This window comes from Enterobacter sp. DVT3837 (genome assembly GCF_056238685.1).
On record NZ_JBWDLA010000006.1, the window covers coordinates 1 to 20,233 of the forward strand.

The 20,233-nt window shown below is 48.4% G+C and carries 26 protein-coding genes; 3 read left to right on the top strand and 23 right to left on the bottom strand.

Annotation, left to right across the window (positions count from 1 at the left end):
- Together istB and AC0XWG_RS25790 are read left to right on the top strand one after the other, a co-directional pair.
- Positions 1 to 780, top strand: a 780-nt coding sequence (gene istB, locus AC0XWG_RS25785) for an IS21-like element ISKpn7 family helper ATPase IstB (protein ID WP_004152394.1), incomplete at its 5' end; no start/stop codon positions are given.
- A gap of 386 nt (positions 781 to 1,166) precedes the next feature.
- Entirely contained in the window at positions 1,167 to 2,048 is an 882-nt protein-coding gene (locus AC0XWG_RS25790) for a carbapenem-hydrolyzing class A beta-lactamase KPC-3 (protein ID WP_004152396.1), read from the top strand.
- A gap of 249 nt (positions 2,049 to 2,297) precedes the next feature.
- On the opposite strand, the gene AC0XWG_RS25795 is transcribed toward AC0XWG_RS25790, so the two are convergent.
- The 7 genes from AC0XWG_RS25795 to AC0XWG_RS25825 form a co-directional block, all read right to left on the bottom strand.
- Positions 2,298 to 3,617 carry an IS1182-like element ISKpn6 family transposase gene (locus tag AC0XWG_RS25795; protein WP_004152397.1) on the bottom strand — a complete coding sequence of 440 codons (1,320 nt, stop codon included), beginning with the start codon at positions 3,615 to 3,617 and terminating at the stop codon, positions 2,298 to 2,300.
- A 648-nt stretch (positions 3,618 to 4,265) separates the two neighbouring features.
- Entirely contained in the window at positions 4,266 to 4,361 is a 96-nt protein-coding gene (dqlB, locus tag AC0XWG_RS25800) for a DinQ-like type I toxin DqlB (protein WP_000609145.1), read from the bottom strand.
- An 804-nt stretch (positions 4,362 to 5,165) separates the two neighbouring features.
- Positions 5,166 to 5,444, bottom strand: a complete 279-nt coding sequence (locus tag AC0XWG_RS25805; RefSeq protein ID WP_001093608.1) for a hypothetical protein — start codon at positions 5,442 to 5,444, stop codon at positions 5,166 to 5,168.
- Complete coding sequence (locus AC0XWG_RS25810; RefSeq protein WP_000557557.1) at positions 5,441 to 5,716, bottom strand: hypothetical protein; 276 nt, start codon at positions 5,714 to 5,716, stop codon at positions 5,441 to 5,443. Before AC0XWG_RS25810 ends, AC0XWG_RS25805 begins: the two co-directional genes overlap by 4 nt.
- Before the next feature lie 17 nt (positions 5,717 to 5,733).
- Positions 5,734 to 5,988 carry a hypothetical protein gene (locus tag AC0XWG_RS25815; RefSeq protein WP_000510385.1) on the bottom strand — a complete coding sequence of 85 codons (255 nt, stop codon included), beginning with the start codon at positions 5,986 to 5,988 and terminating at the stop codon, positions 5,734 to 5,736.
- Positions 5,989 to 6,098: 110 nt separating this feature from the next.
- Complete coding sequence (locus AC0XWG_RS25820; protein ID WP_000196235.1) at positions 6,099 to 6,920, bottom strand: SprT-like domain-containing protein; 822 nt, start codon at positions 6,918 to 6,920, stop codon at positions 6,099 to 6,101.
- Entirely contained in the window at positions 6,917 to 7,096 is a 180-nt protein-coding gene (locus tag AC0XWG_RS25825) for a hypothetical protein (RefSeq protein WP_000136657.1), read from the bottom strand. Before AC0XWG_RS25825 ends, AC0XWG_RS25820 begins: the two co-directional genes overlap by 4 nt.
- A gap of 272 nt (positions 7,097 to 7,368) precedes the next feature.
- Between AC0XWG_RS25825 and AC0XWG_RS25830 the strand changes: the two genes are divergently transcribed.
- Positions 7,369 to 8,019, top strand: a complete 651-nt coding sequence (locus AC0XWG_RS25830; protein WP_001549939.1) for a YkgJ family cysteine cluster protein — start codon at positions 7,369 to 7,371, stop codon at positions 8,017 to 8,019.
- A gap of 38 nt (positions 8,020 to 8,057) precedes the next feature.
- Here the strand turns inward: AC0XWG_RS25830 and AC0XWG_RS25835 are convergent, their stop codons facing one another.
- The 16 genes from AC0XWG_RS25835 to AC0XWG_RS25910 all read right to left on the bottom strand — a co-directional run bounded on the left by AC0XWG_RS25835 (position 8,058) and on the right by AC0XWG_RS25910 (position 20,220).
- On the bottom strand, positions 8,058 to 8,513 hold the full coding sequence (locus AC0XWG_RS25835) for an H-NS histone family protein (RefSeq protein ID WP_001549938.1): 456 nt from the start codon (positions 8,511 to 8,513) through the stop codon (positions 8,058 to 8,060).
- An 11-nt stretch (positions 8,514 to 8,524) separates the two neighbouring features.
- Entirely contained in the window at positions 8,525 to 10,852 is a 2,328-nt protein-coding gene (locus AC0XWG_RS25840) for a type IA DNA topoisomerase (RefSeq protein ID WP_001549937.1), read from the bottom strand.
- A 2-nt stretch (positions 10,853 to 10,854) separates the two neighbouring features.
- Positions 10,855 to 11,451, bottom strand: coding sequence for a DUF6012 family protein (locus AC0XWG_RS25845; protein WP_475681178.1), 597 nt, complete (start codon positions 11,449 to 11,451; stop codon positions 10,855 to 10,857).
- A 2-nt stretch (positions 11,452 to 11,453) separates the two neighbouring features.
- Complete coding sequence (locus AC0XWG_RS25850; RefSeq protein WP_001549933.1) at positions 11,454 to 11,840, bottom strand: hypothetical protein; 387 nt, start codon at positions 11,838 to 11,840, stop codon at positions 11,454 to 11,456.
- A gap of 8 nt (positions 11,841 to 11,848) precedes the next feature.
- Entirely contained in the window at positions 11,849 to 12,154 is a 306-nt protein-coding gene (locus AC0XWG_RS25855; protein WP_015059068.1) for a hypothetical protein, read from the bottom strand.
- Between the two features lie 8 nt (positions 12,155 to 12,162).
- Positions 12,163 to 12,597 (bottom strand): hypothetical protein, encoded by a 435-nt coding sequence (locus AC0XWG_RS25860; RefSeq protein ID WP_001549931.1) that lies wholly within the window; start codon positions 12,595 to 12,597, stop codon positions 12,163 to 12,165.
- Between the two features lie 13 nt (positions 12,598 to 12,610).
- Positions 12,611 to 13,081 (bottom strand): thermonuclease family protein, encoded by a 471-nt coding sequence (locus AC0XWG_RS25865; RefSeq protein ID WP_001549930.1) that lies wholly within the window; start codon positions 13,079 to 13,081, stop codon positions 12,611 to 12,613.
- Positions 13,078 to 13,404 (bottom strand): hypothetical protein, encoded by a 327-nt coding sequence (locus tag AC0XWG_RS25870; RefSeq protein WP_032309848.1) that lies wholly within the window; start codon positions 13,402 to 13,404, stop codon positions 13,078 to 13,080. The genes AC0XWG_RS25865 and AC0XWG_RS25870 overlap by 4 nt, the downstream gene beginning before the upstream one ends.
- An 85-nt stretch (positions 13,405 to 13,489) precedes the next feature.
- A complete protein-coding gene (locus AC0XWG_RS25875) occupies positions 13,490 to 13,804 on the bottom strand; it encodes a TrbM/KikA/MpfK family conjugal transfer protein (RefSeq protein WP_001549928.1) in 315 nt (104 codons plus the stop codon).
- An 87-nt stretch (positions 13,805 to 13,891) separates the two neighbouring features.
- Positions 13,892 to 14,284, bottom strand: a complete 393-nt coding sequence (locus tag AC0XWG_RS25880) for a cag pathogenicity island Cag12 family protein (protein ID WP_001549927.1) — start codon at positions 14,282 to 14,284, stop codon at positions 13,892 to 13,894.
- A complete protein-coding gene (locus AC0XWG_RS25885) occupies positions 14,281 to 16,116 on the bottom strand; it encodes a type IV secretory system conjugative DNA transfer family protein (RefSeq protein ID WP_032309849.1) in 1,836 nt (611 codons plus the stop codon). Before AC0XWG_RS25885 ends, AC0XWG_RS25880 begins: the two co-directional genes overlap by 4 nt.
- Positions 16,117 to 16,118: 2 nt before the next feature.
- On the bottom strand, positions 16,119 to 17,153 hold the full coding sequence (gene virB11 / locus AC0XWG_RS25890) for a P-type DNA transfer ATPase VirB11 (protein WP_001549925.1): 1,035 nt from the start codon (positions 17,151 to 17,153) through the stop codon (positions 16,119 to 16,121).
- Positions 17,150 to 17,347, bottom strand: a complete 198-nt coding sequence (locus AC0XWG_RS25895) for a hypothetical protein (RefSeq protein WP_024194855.1) — start codon at positions 17,345 to 17,347, stop codon at positions 17,150 to 17,152. Before AC0XWG_RS25895 ends, virB11 begins: the two co-directional genes overlap by 4 nt.
- Position 17,348: 1 nt before the next feature.
- A complete protein-coding gene (virB10, locus tag AC0XWG_RS25900) occupies positions 17,349 to 18,560 on the bottom strand; it encodes a VirB10/TraB/TrbI family type IV secretion system protein (RefSeq protein ID WP_001549922.1) in 1,212 nt (403 codons plus the stop codon).
- A complete protein-coding gene (locus AC0XWG_RS25905) occupies positions 18,557 to 19,486 on the bottom strand; it encodes a TrbG/VirB9 family P-type conjugative transfer protein (protein ID WP_001549921.1) in 930 nt (309 codons plus the stop codon). Before AC0XWG_RS25905 ends, virB10 begins: the two co-directional genes overlap by 4 nt.
- A gap of 5 nt (positions 19,487 to 19,491) precedes the next feature.
- Positions 19,492 to 20,220, bottom strand: coding sequence for a VirB8 family type IV secretion system protein (locus AC0XWG_RS25910; RefSeq protein WP_001549920.1), 729 nt, complete (start codon positions 20,218 to 20,220; stop codon positions 19,492 to 19,494).
- Positions 20,221 to 20,233: the final 13 nt, after the last annotated feature.

Here is a 20,233-nt window from a genome sequence, read left to right on the forward strand (position 1 = left end):
ATGAACCTCCAGCATGAGCGGATCGACGCCCTGTGCCAGCAACTCAAACTCGAACGGGTGGCAACGCATTACCCCGTCCTGGCGCAGCAGGCGGTGCGCGAGGACTTCAGCTTCACCGACTTCCTGGAACACCTGTTGCGGCATGAAGCGGGGTGTCGCCAGCAGCGCAGCCGCGAACTGCTGACGCGGATGGCTTGCTTCCCGGGCATCAAGACCCTGGAGGACTATGACTTCAGCTTCAACCCCGGCGTGCCCAAGGCACTGGTGCAGGAGCTGGGCAGTCTGGCGTTTGTCGAACGGGCCGAGAACGTGGTGCTGATCGGACCCTCTGGCATCGGCAAGACCCACCTCGCCATCGCCTTGGGTTACAAGGCCGCGCAAGCCGGGGTCAAGACACGCTTCATCACGGCAGCCGACCTGATGCTGCAACTGAGCACGGCGCAGCGACAAGGGCGGCTGAAGGAATACTTCAACCGCGCCATCCTCGGTCCACGGCTGCTGGTGATCGATGAGATCGGCTACCTGCCTTTCGGACGCGAGGAAGCGAACCTGTTCTTTCAGGTGGTGGCGAAGCGCTATGAGAAAGGGGCGATGATCCTGACCTCGAACCTGCCGTTCAGCCAGTGGGCCGACGCGTTTGCCGGCGATACCACCCTGACAGCCGCGATGCTGGATCGGCTGCTGCACCATGCCCATATCCTGACCCTGAGCGGCGAAAGCTACCGCTTGAAGGACAAGAGGAAGGCGGGAGTGGTCAGGAAAAATTCCAAACCCGAATGATCCAGGTGGGTCAGTATTACTTTGGTGATTCAGGGGTAAAGTGGGTCAGTTTTCAGTTGGTGTTGACACCGGCGTACCCTCGGTGCTATCTTCGCGCCCCAATAGTCGGGGCTTGGCCAGGACTTCCTGAGGCCGTCCGTAACGTGGATGCCGAGGTCAGGCGAGGTGGCCGACCCATGAACGCCGACCTGATTCGTTTTTCAATAGCGCTGGACGTTGTGGTGCCAGGGACTTACCAACCCGATGTGTGCCCATCCGGGGCAGTTACAGCCGTTACAGCCTCTGGAGAGGGAGCGGCTTGCCGCTCGGTGATAATCCCAGCTGTAGCGGCCTGATTACATCCGGCCGCTACACCTAGCTCCACCTTCAAACAAGGAATATCGTTGATGTCACTGTATCGCCGTCTAGTTCTGCTGTCTTGTCTCTCATGGCCGCTGGCTGGCTTTTCTGCCACCGCGCTGACCAACCTCGTCGCGGAACCATTCGCTAAACTCGAACAGGACTTTGGCGGCTCCATCGGTGTGTACGCGATGGATACCGGCTCAGGCGCAACTGTAAGTTACCGCGCTGAGGAGCGCTTCCCACTGTGCAGCTCATTCAAGGGCTTTCTTGCTGCCGCTGTGCTGGCTCGCAGCCAGCAGCAGGCCGGCTTGCTGGACACACCCATCCGTTACGGCAAAAATGCGCTGGTTCCGTGGTCACCCATCTCGGAAAAATATCTGACAACAGGCATGACGGTGGCGGAGCTGTCCGCGGCCGCCGTGCAATACAGTGATAACGCCGCCGCCAATTTGTTGCTGAAGGAGTTGGGCGGCCCGGCCGGGCTGACGGCCTTCATGCGCTCTATCGGCGATACCACGTTCCGTCTGGACCGCTGGGAGCTGGAGCTGAACTCCGCCATCCCAGGCGATGCGCGCGATACCTCATCGCCGCGCGCCGTGACGGAAAGCTTACAAAAACTGACACTGGGCTCTGCACTGGCTGCGCCGCAGCGGCAGCAGTTTGTTGATTGGCTAAAGGGAAACACGACCGGCAACCACCGCATCCGCGCGGCGGTGCCGGCAGACTGGGCAGTCGGAGACAAAACCGGAACCTGCGGAGTGTATGGCACGGCAAATGACTATGCCGTCGTCTGGCCCACTGGGCGCGCACCTATTGTGTTGGCCGTCTACACCCGGGCGCCTAACAAGGATGACAAGTACAGCGAGGCCGTCATCGCCGCTGCGGCTAGACTCGCGCTCGAGGGATTGGGCGTCAACGGGCAGTAAGGCTCTGAAAATCATCTATTGGCCCACCACCGCCGCCCTTGCGGGCGGCATGGATTACCAACCACTGTCACATTTAGGCTAGGAGTCTGCGCGGCAGAGCCGTGTGACCGGTTTTCTGTAGAGCACTGACGATGGCGGCGGCGCTCTCTGCAATTGGCAAGGCGTCGGCGCCAAGGATACCAATCTTGCGGCGCGCGGCGTGTTATGACGACTGGGGTGCATTTGAGCCGCCCCATTTAACCTTCGCCCTCACAGATACGCCATTCGCCTCAGATTTAGCGCCATGCAGACGAGCTTCCACTCGGCTTGCACCTTGTCCAGGCCCCTCATGCTGAACTGACGCAATCCCATCACCGCCTTGATCCAACCATTCGGAGCCTCCACGATCGACTTGCGCCGGCGGTAAGCTGCATCGCCTTGCTCCGTTTTCAATTTCGCCGCAATCGCCGCCGTATGCGGATGGGTCTTGGCATTGACCTTGGCATCTTCACGTCCCTCGCGGCCGAGGGCAACGATGACATCGCCGTGGTGATCGGCGACCTTTGCCAGAACAGCCTCACTACGGAATCCCGCATCCGCCAGCGTCTGGGCCGGCATTTCTCCGGTGTTGGCCTGAACTGCTGCCAGCATGCCCAGCAGCGCCTGACTGTCCGCGGCGCAGTTGGTCAACTCCGCCGCCACGATGATCTGGTGCTCGGCATCGACCGCTGTGTACCCGTTGTAGCTCTGCTCGGAGCCACCACCGGCGTGTTTCATGATCCGGCTGTCCGGATCGGTGAAGCTTTCCTGATCACGGTCATCCGGCACACCAAACTCGCGTTTGTACGAGCCACCGCCCTTGTCCGAGCCATCCGGATGGCGAGGCCGGCGGCCATCGTCTTCGCTGCGCCCCCGGGCCTGGTCCGCTTCACGCTGGCGCGCTTCCAGGCGCGCCTTTGCCGCCTGGATCGCCTCCAGGCGCTTCTCGCGGCGAGAAATCTCGGCAGGAATGTCCAGCTCCGGCTCGTTACGCTCCTGGTCGTCGGTAGCCTTGGCGCGATCAAGCAGCGCCTTGATCTCGCAATGCAATTCGTCCTCGGCCGGCTTCATGCGCTTATAGCTCATCGCCTTGTGGCGGCTGGCGTTGGCTTTTACCTTGGTGCCGTCGACCGCGATCGTGCCAAGCTTCACCAGCCCACATTCGCGCGCCAGTTGCACCACCTGAACGAACAAATTCTCAAGCTCGGTCAGGTGTAGGGCACGGAAGTCACTCAGCGTGCGGTGGGCCGGGAAGTTTCCAGCGGCCAGCACACGCAACGCGACATCCTCGTACAGCTTCCTGGCTAGTTTGCGCGAAGAGAAGACGCCGCTCGCGTAACCATAGATCAGCACTTTGACCATCATCGCCGGATGAAACGGCTGATTGCCCGGACCACCGCCGGCATACCGGGCGTGGAATGCGCTCAAGTCCAGCGTATCGACAGTCTCGCTGATGAAGTAGGCAAGATGCCCTTCAGGTAGCCACTCTCCCAGAGAAGGGGGCAGCAGATAGGATTGGTCGGGTCGGTAAGGAAGGTAACTGGCAGCCATCCCCGTATCGTCCTCGATCTTCCGCCGATTTGGCTTCTGCCGCGCAGGCTCCTAGGCCACCGTAGCTAAACATACGAGAAAAACCGCTTCTTGAGCGCTCTCTGAGACCACCTTGCCGACAACGCAGAAACGGTTGCGGAAAAATCGGCGTTTCCGGCGTACGCCACCCGACCTGGACGAACTATTGCGGACCTGGAACTGGAGTAGCGGAATTCCCCGGGGTTTCAGCGTCGCGCCACAGCGCCTCAGATAGATGCGGTAGCCTTTGGCGGGTCGTCATGCCGCGGACCACCCCCCCAAAAAATTCCACAATGCGGAATGGCGGAATTTTCTGGGGTTCCCGCTTACCCCCCCATTCAGACGCCGGATAGATTCAAGCAAGCCAACTTGTCGTCAAAATCGGTGTTGCAAAAACGGGAGTGACCATAGATTCCGTTTTCCAAGCGGACCCTATTACGCACATTGTTACCGATGCAAGAACAGGGGAGTTTCATGAAATGCCTGTTTAGGAGTGATTAAAGGTAACTTGTGCGCAGAAGGTCAGGTGTGTGGTGGTTAGTACAGACTAGTGAATGTTGTAACTAAACTATATTTTTATTAAAGGCCGGAGGTGGTGCTCCTCCGGCCTTAATTACGTTTCCGTGTTCATTAGTCGATGAACTGGCGGATCAGTTCCAGAATGGCAATCAGCGCGTTTGCAAGCGCCGCTACCGCCCTCAGAACGATGATTAACAGGTTAATCATCCGTTTTCTCCATAAATGGAGTAAAGACACCGTGGCTTGCTCTTACACTGCCTGTCACCACGGCTTCTCTTCGTCTTGTCAGTTGTAGAGAGTCTCACTCCTGCCAGAGCACAGATAACCAGCACCACCTGTATTACCTGTCAGGACTTTGAACCTGTTCATGCCGCATTTAGCGGAATGCAGGGAGAGACTCACCACAGAGCTAACCCTCTGATTATACGTTTATCTAACGTTCAGGCAAACCGTTAACGCACAGTCACTGCCCGTCATATTGCATAATCAGGCTTCACGGATTATCATACTATTGTCAGTTGTAGAGAGTTTCCCTTCCGGGCTGAGTTACCAGCTCGCACCGGAACCGTAAAAAAGCCGACCTCACCAGTCGGTTTTTTTACGTCTGCGGTTTCCCGCTTCGTTTAAATCTATTTTAAATGAATAAATTGTTCTGCGGCAAACCCAACAACATAAGGACGTTAGGGTTGATGGTTGCCGAAATCGCGGTGCGTTACGTGAATTCTGAGGTTTTGCGAGGGGGATTGGGCGCGAGAATTTACGAGAGAGCGCCGGAACAATGCCGGGATCACAAACCATCACCCGTGAAAGAAATCTTCCGGCATTGCCCGGTCAGGTAGTATGACATTCATTGTCAACGGCCATCAATTTATAAGCTGCTTTGCACTTCATAAAAGATCACCACCAGGGCTGCTAAAACAGTACCGATAGCCAGCACGTTAAAAAGTACGTCCTTCATCTTTACGAACGACATACTGATTTGCGTCCTTTCCCTTTTGTCAGCCTTCTCTATCATCCAGCGTTGGTATGAATCACTGTTACTTTTTCTGTCCATGTTCCCCCCAATTCATCAATGAGCACCAGGCGGCCACCAGGCTTCTTGCCAACAAAGTAACGGCCTCGCGGCAGACGTTCGCCAGTCTTCAGCCGTTCGATCCAGTCCTGAAATGCAGGGCGCGGTTTATAGCTGTAGCGGCCAAAATCAGCTAAAGACTGCGTGACCATGACTGTTTGGCAGCCATGCTTTCTCATATCACGAAACGTATTTTCCAGTGCAGCCAGTGTATTCATTTGCACGTTCTCTCTGCTTTTCCCATGAAGATATTAACGACACTCAAAACTAACACCGTTGGCATGATCACGGCAGCATAGCCGACAGCAACGGCCTGATATATGGTCAATGAGTAGTCGGGCTGTTTATACAATACGACTGAAAAAATGCTCCCCAAACAAGCAAGCAGAGTTAAAAACAAGTAATCGACAAATCTGTTTTTATAGATAACCCATGCAACGATGCAGGGATATGACACCAGGCACAGGATAATCGCATTTGTGGTATGCACGTTTCGCTCCTTGTTATTTAAGGGTTGTCAGCCAGATCAAACAGATTGTTCAGGCTGGAACGGAATTGTTTTACCGATGATACCAGCTCCTGACTCCGCGCTTTTTCCTGCGCTAGTTCACGCCGTAGCTGCGCCATCTCGTCTCTGTTACGCTGAAGCTCAAGGATAGCCGTCATAAAGGTTTTGCTGGCTGATGCCTGTCCGGTCGCTTCCTGCGCCTTTTTAATGGCCTGATCTTCGTCGTCATTCGTTCTGATTGTGTAATGCCCCATGATACCCCTCTTTTGCTGTCATTTTTGCGCTGCCGGCGCGAACCCGGGAAGAAACTTTGCTGGCAAAAAAACACTGGCCAACAGATGTGACCGGGAAAATTTGCTGGCAATTAATTTTCGATGAAAGCCAGCTCGCAATCGCCGCATTCAATATTCAGTCCGGCTTTGCCCCACACGGCAGCGCCACACCCGCGACACTGATATTTAACTTTATTTCGTTTTGGCTTGTCCTCAAATGCTGCAACTGACAAATCATTGTCATTGCTCCCGGCCATATCATCTGAATGGCTCCCGTTCTGCGGTGACACTGACGGCAGCAGAGCCATAGAAAGCACCGCTTCTATATCAATCCCGGCCTCAGCATTTTGATGCGCCAGAGCAAGCGTTTCGCGCCATTGCTCTATTACGGCGGTCATATCTTTTTGTTGTTCGACCTGGACAGGGAAGCGATCAAACCAGCTCAAAGCAAATTGCCCCTGGAACAGTTCCAGTGTGACGCGCTGGAAGCGGCCACCAGGGATCGGATAGTCATTAATCTTCTGGCCGACTTTCGCACCACCAGGTCTCCCGGTGGAGGAGGGCATAAGTCCGATACTTTCCATTTTTGCCGCCCACTGCGCATTGTGGTACGTCTTACGCGACGGGTTGCCGTAGTGGTACTGCCACATATGGCACTGCTCATGAACCAGCGTTTGCATGACTTCAATAAGCGGGTACACCGGGAAGTATTCAGGATTGAGGGCGATTTCATCAATCATCCTGCCGCTGCCGTCAGCAGCAACAAAGCGCCTGTAACTGAAATAGCCCATTGTGTTCTTGCCGCGCTGGAACGTAATCAGACAGTCAGGGAGTTCGCCGTCAAAAAGGCGCTGGTTATAGAAATCAAACGCCTGTTGTAGCTCGCTGTAAGCGCGTTCCGTGGCTCTTGTCATGCTGAAGTTCGCTTAGCGGCGTTCCGATATTCCTGTAACTCTGCAACAATAGCAGGGAACACATCAGCGCAACGCTGTGCCAGCTTAACCGCCTTTGAACAAACGCCCATACCATGTGCTCTTTTGAGCGCCTCCAACAAATCTGCCAGTTCCTCGTCAGTGATTTTTTCAGTCATCTATTAAGCTTCTCCATTATCTGTATCGTACGATACAGATAATATAAACCACACCTTTGCTAGCGGCAATCTTTTTTGCTGGCAATTTCAAGCCCAAGGCGGGTATCGAGTGAGTAAGATTGCTGGCAAAAATCAACGGCCAAACCGGCTGCAGGAAACTGGTTTGCTGGCAAGCGTGATTTACTGCTGGGCTTGATACCTTGCCATTGAATGACGCTTGTTTTAGTGTCAAAAGAACAACCAGCGCGAGAAGAATAAAGGAAGCAAAAGCAATGGATATCAAACCTAACTCAGTGATCCACCTGGAGCCAGGCGATACATTACCCGGCCATACCAATCTGAAACCCGTACCTGATAAGTATCTCGATGAGTTAAAGGCACTCATAAATAAACTCAATACTCAATCAGGTAATATTTACCTCAAGTTAAAACAGATGTACGCCTTTTTGGATCGTTTTAACAAAGAATTTGTGAGCACGTTTACCTCCTGTCAAAAGGGGTGCTCTTCGTGCTGTAAAATCGATGTTCATTTAACCGCGCTTGAGGCAACACATATTGCACAAGCAAGTAAACTCACTGCCAGAGACAACCCGCTTACGACCGGGCATGAGTCAAAATGTCCGTTTTTGTCTGAGAAGGGAACATGCTCAATCTACAATTACCGCCCGCTGTTATGCAGGACATATCATGTACTCACTCCGCCGGAAATGTGTAACGACCCGGATGCACAAGTCATGCAGTATGGTTCTCAAAGTGCGAACATGGGAAATCACATCTACAAAACAATAGCTGAGTGGATCTATTTTCAGACGTATCACTGCACTGGTAAGTTAGAAACCAAAGATATCAGAGACTACTTCCCTTATCCCCGCGAAGATATCCAAAGATTTCTTCACCATAACCCCCCGCGCCCTTTTTGCTAAAAAAAAAGCCTCCGACGCAGTGTCAGAGGCTTGTTAGATTACTGTTCGTCACCAACAGAGCTGGAAGCGTCTTTTTTGATGAGAAACTCATCAAGAGAACGGCCAGCTTTTAATGCTTCGTCGATTGGTTTTGGTGTCCGGCCACGGCCAGACCAGTATTTCGTTTCGCCGTTTTCGTCAAACTGATATTTAGGCGGCGCTTTTGGCAACGTCTTTTTCCGTGTTTTTGGCGCATCTTCGGACAGGCCAAGCAGTTCTTCCGGTGAAAAACCTTCTCCGGCGATCAGCTGGAGCAGCTCCTGGCGCTTTCTTTCGCGTTCTGCGCGTTCTGCTGCCTCACGCTCTGCTTCTTCACGGCGTTCTTCGATCACGGCATTAAGCTTTTCCTGCATTTCCAGCAGTTGTTCAAAGCTGGTTTCTCGCGCAAAAACACGAACAGAGCGAATATTCAGGAGTAGCTTTCGTGTTGCATCAAATGTTTCATTTTCACTCATCGCGTTAATCCTTATTTTTTACTGAACTGAAACCCAAGTTTACCCGTAGCTTTATCCTGCAAAACAATTGCAGCGTCAAACTTTTTCCCGGTTTTATTACTGGTAAAGCCTTTAATCTCTCCGGTTTTACCTTTTTTGATTAATGTTTCAACCTGATTTTGTGTCAGTTTTTTTCCTGACACTTCAGACCAGATTTTAAACTCGCACCCGGAACAGAAAAAGCCTTTAGGCCGGATAATAATTTCTTTACTACATGAAGGGCAGGGGGCTTCGAGCCGGGACATGGAACCTTCTGATCTGGATTTTGCTTCCATATCCGGCTTGCCGTCTTTGTCCGGGAATGTTGTCTTGCATTCAGGATAGCAGGAGCATCCCCAGAAAAAGCCATTTTGCCCCTTACGTTTACGCAGGAAACCGTTGTTACAGACCGGGCAGGACGTGGCATTTGAAGAAATCGAAATTCCGTTCCTGTCCAGCTCGTCGATTAACCCCTGGACATACTCATCATTTTCCTTAATAAACTCCTCAACCGTCAGCTCTCCGGCTTTGATCTGAGACTGCTTTTCAGCCCACAGAGCGGAGATATCCGGTTTAGTGATTTCAGGAGGCAGTGCAGCGCAAAACTCCTGGCCTTGTTTTGTGGTTTTCCATACCAGCTCCGAATACCCCTTTTCTTTTTCGATGGAGATAAGCCCGGTATTTGCCGCCAGTTTCTCAAGAATGCCCGCGCGAGTGGCTTCCGTTCCGATACTGCCACGATCACTGCTGCCCTCGTCTTTCGCTTCCAGCGCCTTTCTGAGAGCCGGATCATCAATGAATTTTGCTGCACTCGTCATGGCGGCCAGTAAGGTTGACTCTGTGAAATAGCGAGGTGGTGTAGTCTTTTTCTTGTCCACGTCTGCCGATTCACACAGGCCGCTGTCATTAAATTTCAGCAATGAAAGATCAAAACCATCCGTTCCGGCATCTTCGGTTTCGTCCTCATCATCACTATCCTTACCTAGCGCCTCCCAGCCCTTTTGTACCAGAACGCTCTGTGTGGCCGTAAAAGTATCCCCCTTAATATCAAAGTGGATTTTCGTCTTGTTGCGGATCGCATCCGGGTAGAACAGCCCGATAAAGTAGACGGACACCAGGTTATAAACGTTCCGCTCTTTTTCATTAAGCTGAATACCGGCTCCGCTTTTTGTCGTCGGGATGATGGCGTGGTGCGCCTCAATCTTGCTGGCATTAAAGGCTTTGTGCTTCTGGCCTTTATCCATATCTGCGATCGCAGACGCCAGTTCGGGTACGGTGGCCGCTATCGCGGCAGCAATATCTCCGGCCTGGTAGTAATGCTCATCTGAAAGATAGCGATTGTCAGAACGTGGATAGGTCAGAAGCTTGTGAGTTTCATACAACCCCTGCATCACATCGAGCGTATCTTTTGCAGAATAACCAAATCGCTTTGCGCATAGCTGCTGTAGCGTGGAAAGGTTAAGCGGCAGCGGTGGTTTCGTGTTTTCCGGCTTTGTCGTCGCGATAGTAACAATAGCGTCCTTACCCGTAACCCGCCCGGCAATATGCTCGGCCTGAGCTTCGGAAATCAGGCGTTTTTTCTCGTCTATCTGATCGTCGTCTGTTGTCTGATATTTCGCCTTAATCTGATGCCCGTTCATCGACAGACTGGCAAATACATCGTAATAAAAGCTTTCTGTGTGGTTCTGGTTCGCCAGCGTGCGCATGTTCACCAGGCCAAGAACAGCACTTTGTACCCGACCAACGTTCAGAACGCCGTCATAGCCCTTCTCACGGCCTTTTAATGTACATCCCCGCGTCATGTTATAGCCAAAACCCTGATCACACAGGGAACGCGCCAGGGCGCTTAACGTCATACCGCGAAATTTATCGTTAGGCTGTAAATTAGCCAGCGATTTTTGCACTGGCGCAAGGTTGAGGTCGGCAACAAGCAGCCGCTGGACGGGTTTCTTGTTTCCGGCATAACCTAAAATCTCATCGACCAGCAAACATCCTTCATCATCGGGGTCGCCAGAATGAACGATACTGTCGGCTTTATCGATAAGAGACAAAATGATGCGGGTCTGTACTTCGGATTCTGGCTTGATTTTATACTGAGGCGGGTAAACCGATTTAATCGGTAAATCACCAAAGCTCCACCTGGAATATTTTTCGTCATAATCCTCCGGGTCGTAAAGCTCCAGCATATGACCATAACACCAGGTAACGACATCAGAGCCATGTTCAAAGTAGCCGTTTTTCTTTTCAGTATTTGGGTTACCACCCAGCCCTTCAAAAATCGCTTTTGCTAAAGAGGGTTTTTCTGCAATAAAAAGTCTCATAATTAGCCCTTAGTCAAATCAATAGTGCTTTCAAAAGATGGCAGTCGCTCAAAAAGAGAATGTTGCGTATTTAGTCGCTCTGACTGAATAGTATGCAGTAACAGACTTTCCTCTCTGCTCTTAAGAAAATCACCCCATTCATACTCAATCCACACATCATGGGTATTTTCTCCTGGCTTATTGAGAAATGACTCCATCTTTGGCTGAATTTTCACCGGAGCAAGATTTTCATAAGCTGAATGAACCCGACGATCCCATGAATCAAAACCGCCATTTAACATTATATCGTGTGAGACCATATCAAAATCGTTATCTTCGATGTAGGTTGTCACACGATGATTGATCATACCCATATTTTCTATATTCCACTGGTAATCAGTGGTAAACCACTTAAGATGCTTATCAGTCTTTAGTAAAAGTCCATTTATGGCTTTTCTGCCTTCCCTCATACCAACCCAGATATTTTTATTCGGGTAGGGTCTTCCCGTTGACAGTGCATCACCTTCGATTATGAAATCAAGTTCAGGAATGGTTATTGATTCAAGATGGCATTTATTTGCCATCAGATGAAACAATCTTGGAACAAGGTGCAGGTACATGATTACTCTCCAACATCAGAGTTGTGGGTTCCTGGGAAACTAATAAGAAACTCATCCGTTCTTCCTTTACCATGATTGAAGAGAGGTTTTAAAGCATTCTCCCTACCGAATTCAGCAACGAATGATTCAACATCACGAATAAAACATGACATGTACTGATAACTGTCAGTCTGGAACAACTCCTGTAAATCTTCTCCATGCATAACCGCATACTGGCAAAGACGGTCATACAAATTTTGTAAGGATCGATAATCAGAATCAGGAACGACTATATCAACTTCTGCCGCGCTTTCTGTCATAAGAGAAGAAACAAAAATATCTGCACTGACGCGAACTTCCCTTACACTCACTCTGTTATTAAAACGTTCTTTTTCGATTTCATTAAACATGATAGTTTTCACCACTTATGACTACGTACATATGCCATACAGAGCTGTAACGGAAGATTATGTTTAACCGACATGAACTCTGCACATTGTTCATCATCAAAAACTCGCATGCCATCAGAGATTCTAATAAAATGAGGGTTTTCCTTTCTTTCTTTTTCCAGTGTGTTTATATCGAACAACCCACTGGATGTTATATCCACTAAATCCATGTAATGCCATTGAGCCGTTTCTAATTCATCAAGAGTCCTTGCCTGATCTTTCATTTTAGAAAGCAATCTTTCCAGTTCACGCAAAGCCTTTTCTTTATTCATCATTCCCTCGCTCAATCATCATCATAAGTTACTGAGAAAATTTCCTCCATCAGCCAAAAATCAATAACGGATTTATCTTTTTCAGCGAGGTGTTTGTATGTCTTTGAATACTTGCGCGCCATTTTCAAAAGATCGGGACTGTTAGCAATAAATTCCTTTTCGTGAAGATTGTTTTCACGGAGGACTTTTAAGTATTCGGTATTAGGATGATAAAAGGCATTTTCTCCTAACTCTGCTTCCTCTTGTTTAATCCAGTCACCCAGATTAACGCTAAACTGTTCTGTTTTATCAGGAAGCCAGTCATTCGAATTTAGCTCAATCGGGACTAACGGCTCTGCTCTTTTGTGACATACAAGACAAACATGAATATTTTTATCTTTATCAAAACGCATAGCCTTGCATTTGCCGCAATCACACCATCCATCTAATTGCTCTGGACATTTCATAATGAAAACCCTCTTATTTTTTATGCCGCCATTCCCACGGGGGAACAGGTTGATTATCAGCCCACAGGCCGCGCTTCTGTGTCTGTGCTTCCCGTTGCAGAGCCGGTAATGAGTTATCGGTGTTGTACCTGTCATAAACCCATGCAGCCCCTTTTAGCACTTGCTGGCGGTTAGCCTCAGTGCCGTTCGCTGTTATCACTCGTCCCAGGATTCGCCCGTAGCGATCTGTTTGTGTATAAGAGACGGTAACGGATTGTCCTGCAAGAATGGCTTTAAGTTGATTAGTTGACCAGCGTCCAAAGGGTTGTTTTTTTTCCGGGGCATCGATATTCAGGAGACGAACCCTGACAGGTTGTTGCTCCTGCAATACTTCAATGGTGTCACCATCAAGTACACGAATAACCTTCCCCTGAATCTGAGCAGCACACAATGTAGCTGGCAACAGGGCAACAGCAAAGGAAAGAGCATTAAGAAAATGTCTCATTGCTTTCTTCCCTCCCATATTGATGAGAGTCGTTTAAAAATGGATAAAACGACAATTAAAGCCACTGCGATAACAGCCAGTGAAGGAAGTACATAGCTGTATAACTCAACCATGAAATTAATAAACTCCATGAGCGATTGCGGCTTTAAGGAAGCATCCCACAAAGCGATAACAACACGATAAAGCCCATAGACAATTGCCGGAAACCAGACCATAAACAACAAGATTTCAGTAAAAACAGAAGCGACCGCTTTGGCACTATCGATAATTTCAATTCCGGAGATCCGTACACTTCTTGCATCAGGTGCATTAATAATTTTCATCCTTCCCCCCTGTAAAAAATGTTCGCAAGTTCCAGTCTCACCCCTGAAACTTGCGTATTCACATCAGAATTAAACCATAACAGACTTAAAAGTTTTTCAATCGACCAAAGCTTGAAATAATTTTGTTTACTGTACCTGCATCAGCCGAAGGACATTCATTTAGTTTTTTCTTCCTGGCATCTGCCGTGTGATTGGGTAAAAAACCATGTTTATTTTTTTTCCTGATTGACATAAAACTTTTATACATCGGGTCACACTCTGCCGGACTACTTCCGTCAAGTTTTCCGGCAAGGCATAACACCATTGCACATGGATCGTTCGGGTCGGCCTTTTCCTCAGCATGAGCAGTTCCGGCAGCGAACGCACAAAGCAGCACTGCCGTTGTTACGGTCTTTTTCATATACACCTCATGGATAACGGGCAACTAACGCCCTGCGGTTGTTCAACCCCGGCTCAATAAAATTGCAGGAATTTTATTAATCCGGCGTTATCGGGATAAATAAACACTGGTAGTCCGGCAAGAAAGACAGTTCATTTTATAACGATACTGTATGACACCGTTTGCACCATTCGCCCTCAACCAGTTTTTAGCTGTGAAAAAGTCTTTTCCATTACTGGTTTCAACAATCACTGAATCAGAATGTGCAACAGAATAAAAAACAGCATCATCATAAAGGCGGTTTTCAGGTCTGAAATCATGGATAACCTTAACCCACGATGAATTAACCTTATCTGATTTAATGACTGAATATGTCGGTTGCCAGTCCATTAATTGTGCATTCACCGTTTCGGGATTCTGTTTCCAGTCAACCTGTGGCGGTTCCGGTGGAGAGGAACAGGCAGAGAGAAAAAGGACACTGACCATTAACATTTTTTTCATAGTAAAACCTCTGACTCCAGCTCACCGACGGAGAGCATTTTTTCTTTAGAAGGATATTTAAGCCCTTTAACACCCAATACTTTTTTAGTCTTATTCAGGGAGGCGGTTAACTCGGTAAGTTTAGGGCTTACCATCATCAGCCTGTCCATAAAATACGGGTCGAGGAAGTAGAGAGCTTTCTCTGCTTTAACCGGGTTTTCACCTTTAAGAATGATAAATTCTTCTTTAAAATCCAGCGTTCCCAGCTCCTGCGGGAGCACAAGGGCGCGCTGCGCCTCACTTTCTGAACTACTTTTCGACGTCGAGCGTCCGCTTGTCTTACTTGATCCTGTCGATTTAGTGGTGATATAGCCCAGCTTTTCCGAAATCTTTTTAGCGTCATCTTCTTCACTGACAGCATAGATAATCCGGCAGGGATGCGCACTCATCAGCGTTTTGGCACCTTCAACACCATAGATTTCATTAAGCTGACTGATATTCTGATAAATCGTCAGAAGTTTGAGTTTAAACCCGGCAATATAACCCGAACCTTTTTTAATGATTGGCATGTAACCAATAGACGGAAACTCATCCAGGAACATCAGACAGTCATGTTTCAGGGTCGGGTCAAAGTCAGGGTTTTCACGTAACGTGACTTCCACAACGAAATTAAAGAACAGGTTGAGGAAGTCATAGGCCAGTGACATATCTTCAGCATTAACGCCAACATAAACAGTGATATCTTCCCGGCGCAACTGGCGAAGGTCAAAATCATTTCCGTCTGTGCATTTACGGACAGTCGGAAGATAAAACAGACTCATTTTCTTACGAAACGAACCATCAATACTCGAACGTTGTTCATCCTCTGTTTCGTGATACTCCCTGATTTTGGTCAGTGCATCGCGCAGATGATACAGTGCGTTTTCATCAAGTCCTTTCGTTCCCTCCAGGTCTTCTCGCTTACTGAGTATCAGTTCCCGGTCAATGTTGCTGTACAAATCGACTACAGAACCAATTGAGAAAACAGGTTTAAGCCCGAACTCACCAAGCCAGGAAGGGTCGTAGTTAATAAAGAAATGAAGCAGTTTTGCCAGCCCCGTCCAGTACTGCCCCGCGAGGTTATTAAAGTGAGCTTCCGCTCCGGTCAGACCGTAAGACGGGAACAGGATCTCAATCAGCTTCAGCAGGTCTTTAGCCCCGCTCTCTGCTTTTAAATCAATATAGAAAAGCGGGTTAAACTGATGCGTTTTACTGTTGAAAGGGTCAAGAAGATAGACTTTATTACCCAGCAGTTTTTCACGTACCTTACTGGTGATTTTCCACAGTTCCTGTTTTGGATCTAATGCAATCAGGGAATGTTTCCTGACCAGCAGGTTTGGAATACCGATTGCAGCCCCTTTACCTGCTCGGGTTCCTGCGCCAAGTGATACAAAATCTGGTGCGGTATACCACAGGTATTTACCTTTATACGCCCCGACCAGAATATCAGTATCGTTTTCTTTCTCCCATTTCAGAAGCTTCGATTTCCTTAAATCATTATCACTGGCAAACTTCGCGTCACCATAAAGAGCAACATCCGTTTTATTCAGTTGCCAGATTATAAAAACAGGCACAATGAGAGATGAAACCATACCTGATAAAAGAGAGGGGATAGCGGTTAATCTGATATCTGTCCGTATATTACTCTCTGTTATTATCCGCCACAGCAACATGGAATCAAAATTCTTCCATATATAAAGCGGCGTTTTTCCGTTCAGGAAGTAAACAGCAACTGAGCCAGTATAATACGTCACAAGACACATAACCAGACCAATAAAAGCCCACTGGCCTTTATCGGGTAGTTTTAGAGACATAATCACTCCTTCAGCTTTTCAAAGTATTCCTGAAAATGAATATCACGATAGTAAATACCCGATGCAAATCGGCGATCCTCTTCATCAATGTACTTAATACTCATAATCACATCGACGTTGCTTAACACCCTCCGCAATATAATGTTGTAGGGTAAATTCTGACATTCAGGGTTCATATAACACCGCTGAACCAGCCCAAGCACAGCATCTTCAGGGGTGCTCTCATGGACGGTTGTAAGGTTCCCTGCATGGCCTGAACTTGAGCCTTTGAGAAAATCCCAGGCTTCCGCACCGCGAACCTCAGTCATGAGGATTCTGTCCGGGTTCATACGAAAACCAGAACGTAAAAGAGAAGCGGAGCTGACAGTGCTACTTTCCCCTTCTGACGGGTAATACAATTTCACATGATTTTTGTGAAACCTGAACTTTGCTTCATCTGTATCTTCGATTGAAATACATCGTAAATGATGGGGTATGTACTGAAGACAGGCATTTGCAAAGGTTGTTTTACCCGCCCCCGTTCCTGCACAAAAGACCATCGTTTTACCCTTAACCAGACATTCAGGGACAAATCGTTCAAAACAATTATCTTTAAACATTAAAGATAATTCATCTTCTTTATCCCTGAATTCAACACCTTGATTTAGCCTTGAGTAAAACCCCTGTTTAACAAAGGTATCATGGTCGATAAACACACTGGACGGCTTACGAATTGTAATAGACACCGTTTCCCGTTCCGTTGCCGGGGGAATGACTATTTGTACACGCTCCCCTCCGGGGAGCGTAACAGAACGTAAGGGATATTCTGGTGTAACCGACCCACCATCATGATAATCAGAAATAGCTCCTGCAAATGACATACAATCTTTAAAATCCATTTTTAATTCATGCTGCTGCCATTTCCCACTCACTTTAACAAAAAGTTCATCAGGCCGATTTACCGCGATTTCAGTTAAACCATCAACTTCATTAAGCCAGTGGTGGAAGTATTCATCTATTATTTCGTAAACAATATGTCTGTTCTCTGCATCCTTCATAATCCACCTTTTCTTTTAAGATCTCCAATAAAACGCATGACTTCTTCGTAATTAAATCGGTGCGTTTTGAATTGTTTCAGTGGTTTGGGGAAAGGAACGCCATTTATTGGTATGCCCTTACGAATATGATGGTATATTTCGCTTTCCCTTATTCCTGACAGCATTGAAAACTCTTTGATATCCAGCGTTATCAAATTACCTCCGGGAACCCACCATTTTTAATTTGTAGATGCTGGAGAAATCCAGATCCTGACCAACAATCAGAGTAATGATTTCCCCCTGGTTTTTATAAAGCGTTGGCGGGATATTCACACTGTTTGCAAACGCTTCGCGTGCTATATCAGCAAAAGCCTGGCGACTGTTAGCTGTATAATCGGTCTGATTGTCTTTATTACTTTTGGCTGCTCCGCTTGCCGCCTGTGCCACATCGGGGATCATGCCAACCATCATCGCGCCCATAAAGCGATCTGCAAAATGTGTGTCAATCCAGCCTGAAGCCCCGGCCTCACCCAGCGCTCCCGCCGCCTGCGTATCAATCAGCGGAATATCAATGAAAGGTTCCTTGCGTGTTCTCAGCTTCGTAGCAGCGATAAACACGGCTCCCTGACCATGATTGAACGTTCCCGTTTTATACATCAGATATGCGGCAGTTCCCTTTTCAATTAGTTTTACATTCCTGTTTGCACTGTATACGTCCTCATTAATCGTACAGACCAGCTTGCCAGCCAGATCAGAGATAAATCGTCTGTCCAGCGAGCACTTAATCGCGGTATTTTCAGGAATGAAAAGGTTAGGGTCATAAGGAACGCGTGTAATTTTTGAAAGCTGCGCGGGTTGCCCTGAGTTAACAGGCTGAACCTCGGCCTGTTTGTCACTGCCGTTCTCCTCGTTCCTTGTATTGCTGGCCGATGAAGAACTCCCACCGGAACCTGAGGAAGCAGAGCTGCTTCCTCCATAGGCCACATCCAGCGCACGACTGAAGTTCTGTTGTACTTTTTCCGTTGGCATTTCCGCTTTGTCGCTGCTTTCCTTCCGCTCTTCCGTCTTAGCCGGTTCTGCCCTGGTGTTGAATGGATCAACATCATCGCTGAGACCTGTCGCGCGTTTTACTGAACCAGTAGATACCGCATTACTGGCTGGCTTTTCGTCACCGCTGGACATTGCACGGATAATCGACGGGATATAGTAGACCGACACCCCGGCGGCCAGCAGAAGAAATGCAGCGATAATAATCACCAGCCCCTTACGCGATTTTTTAAGCTTCTCGATACCCAGGCGTTTAACTGGTTGTCCTTCACTTTCTCCGTTATCCGTTTTATCGTTTTGCTCATTATCTTTCTGAAGTCTCTCCCGTAGTGCCTGTTCAATTTCTACTGCGGTCGGGATTTTATTTTCCTGTTCGCTCACTGGATCACCTCTTTCTCAACGTTCGGGGAAACGGTATCTCCTGCCGGAAGCCGGACTTTGCCAAAGCCCCGGTTTTCAACCCCAACAACCTGATTTCCCATACGCAATACAAAACGCTGGTCTACAGGAACACCAACAACGGTGAAACTGCCGCTGTTTTTGACTACCGGGTTAGTCAGCGTTTCCTGTTCGCCACTCATAACAAAGACGCTGGGGATTTTTTTCAGGGGGCTGAAGCCAAACCAGGTATAGCGGCCATCGTCATACGCATAATCCGGGCTGATTGACTGACTGCCGTCAGCTACCCGCTTCCAGTAATCCCAGTTCCGGGGGGACTTCGCGTTTTCAAGAGAACGGTTGATTGCCTGTTCTTCCTGCCGCTTGTTGAGAGCCTCAATCCGTTTCTTCTCGATTTCGGCCTGTTCCTTCCGGCGTTCCTGCGGGTACTGGTAATTAACAACAAAAGCGATCTTGTCCGGCTGCCGGAACGTTCGGGCGTTCAGCTCCATGCTGTAATTACGTTTTGTTGTGCGAACAAACAGGTTTGTTCGCCAGCGTTCCAGGTCGTTTTCAGGATCAAGAGCAACACTGACCACCTCTGAAGACTGGTTGCCACTGTCATCGGTACTGTTCTTCTGTACTGTCTGTTTGACGGGCTTTACTTCCAGATACACCAGGTTATCTTCTTTGTTCACTTCCCAGCCCTGGGGAAAGCCGGTTCTGGCACTGATTACCGTTTCATCCTCGTCAAATACCAGTGTGGTTGTATAGCCGACCGCACTGTTTATAACAGTCGTGTTTTGCGGGTTATAACTGACAACCTGATTACGGGGGTCGAAACGGCTGGCTGCTGGCGTAACGGCTGCATGGCAGACGTGAGACACCAACAGAAGCGCCACGATTAGCGCTCCTTTATTCATTTTCATAGTTTTCACCCTTTCACTTCTTTATCGCGTACATAGCTCGTTACAACGAATTTAAGCGGGTTATTATTTCGGTCACCCGATGCCATTTCGACCTGTGGTTCAATACGGTAGGTCAGTCTGACGTTCCAGTATTCATAATCATCCTGGCCTGTCGCGACATTTCGAATGGTTAATTTAAACCTGACATATGCCCCCATATCCTTATCATCGCGCCGTGATGACGGACTGATAATCACGGAGGGATTATCCTGAACGGATGCTGTTTTTTCCGCTTTATTATAAATAACCTTTGGTGACTGGTTGCTGTTGATTAAAGCGTTGTAATCCGTCGCAACATTCTCAGCGCTGTATAACAGAACATAATCATAATCATGCTGGAGACTGAAATAGTTATACCCTTCACGACGCTTCACATACTGAGTAATAAAGTATTTCGCCAGTGCTTCATTTTCAGAGAGGTTTTCTTTTTTAACGGAAGTCAGCCTTTCAGCAACACCAGTGACACCATTAATAAGATAAGCTTCGACAACCGTACTCTTTAACGGCAGCGCCCCATTCAGAGCCAGCAGAGACAATACACCTACGGCCATCCCTGCAATACCACCGAATTTATAAATGCGGTTCATTTTCTCCTGCATCAATACATTTTTCTCTTCAAAAGTAGTTGAAGAGTCCGTTACTTCTTTTTTCTTGTTAAAACCAGGCAGTTTTAATTCTGAAAGATTAAACCCCATTGCGCATTACCTC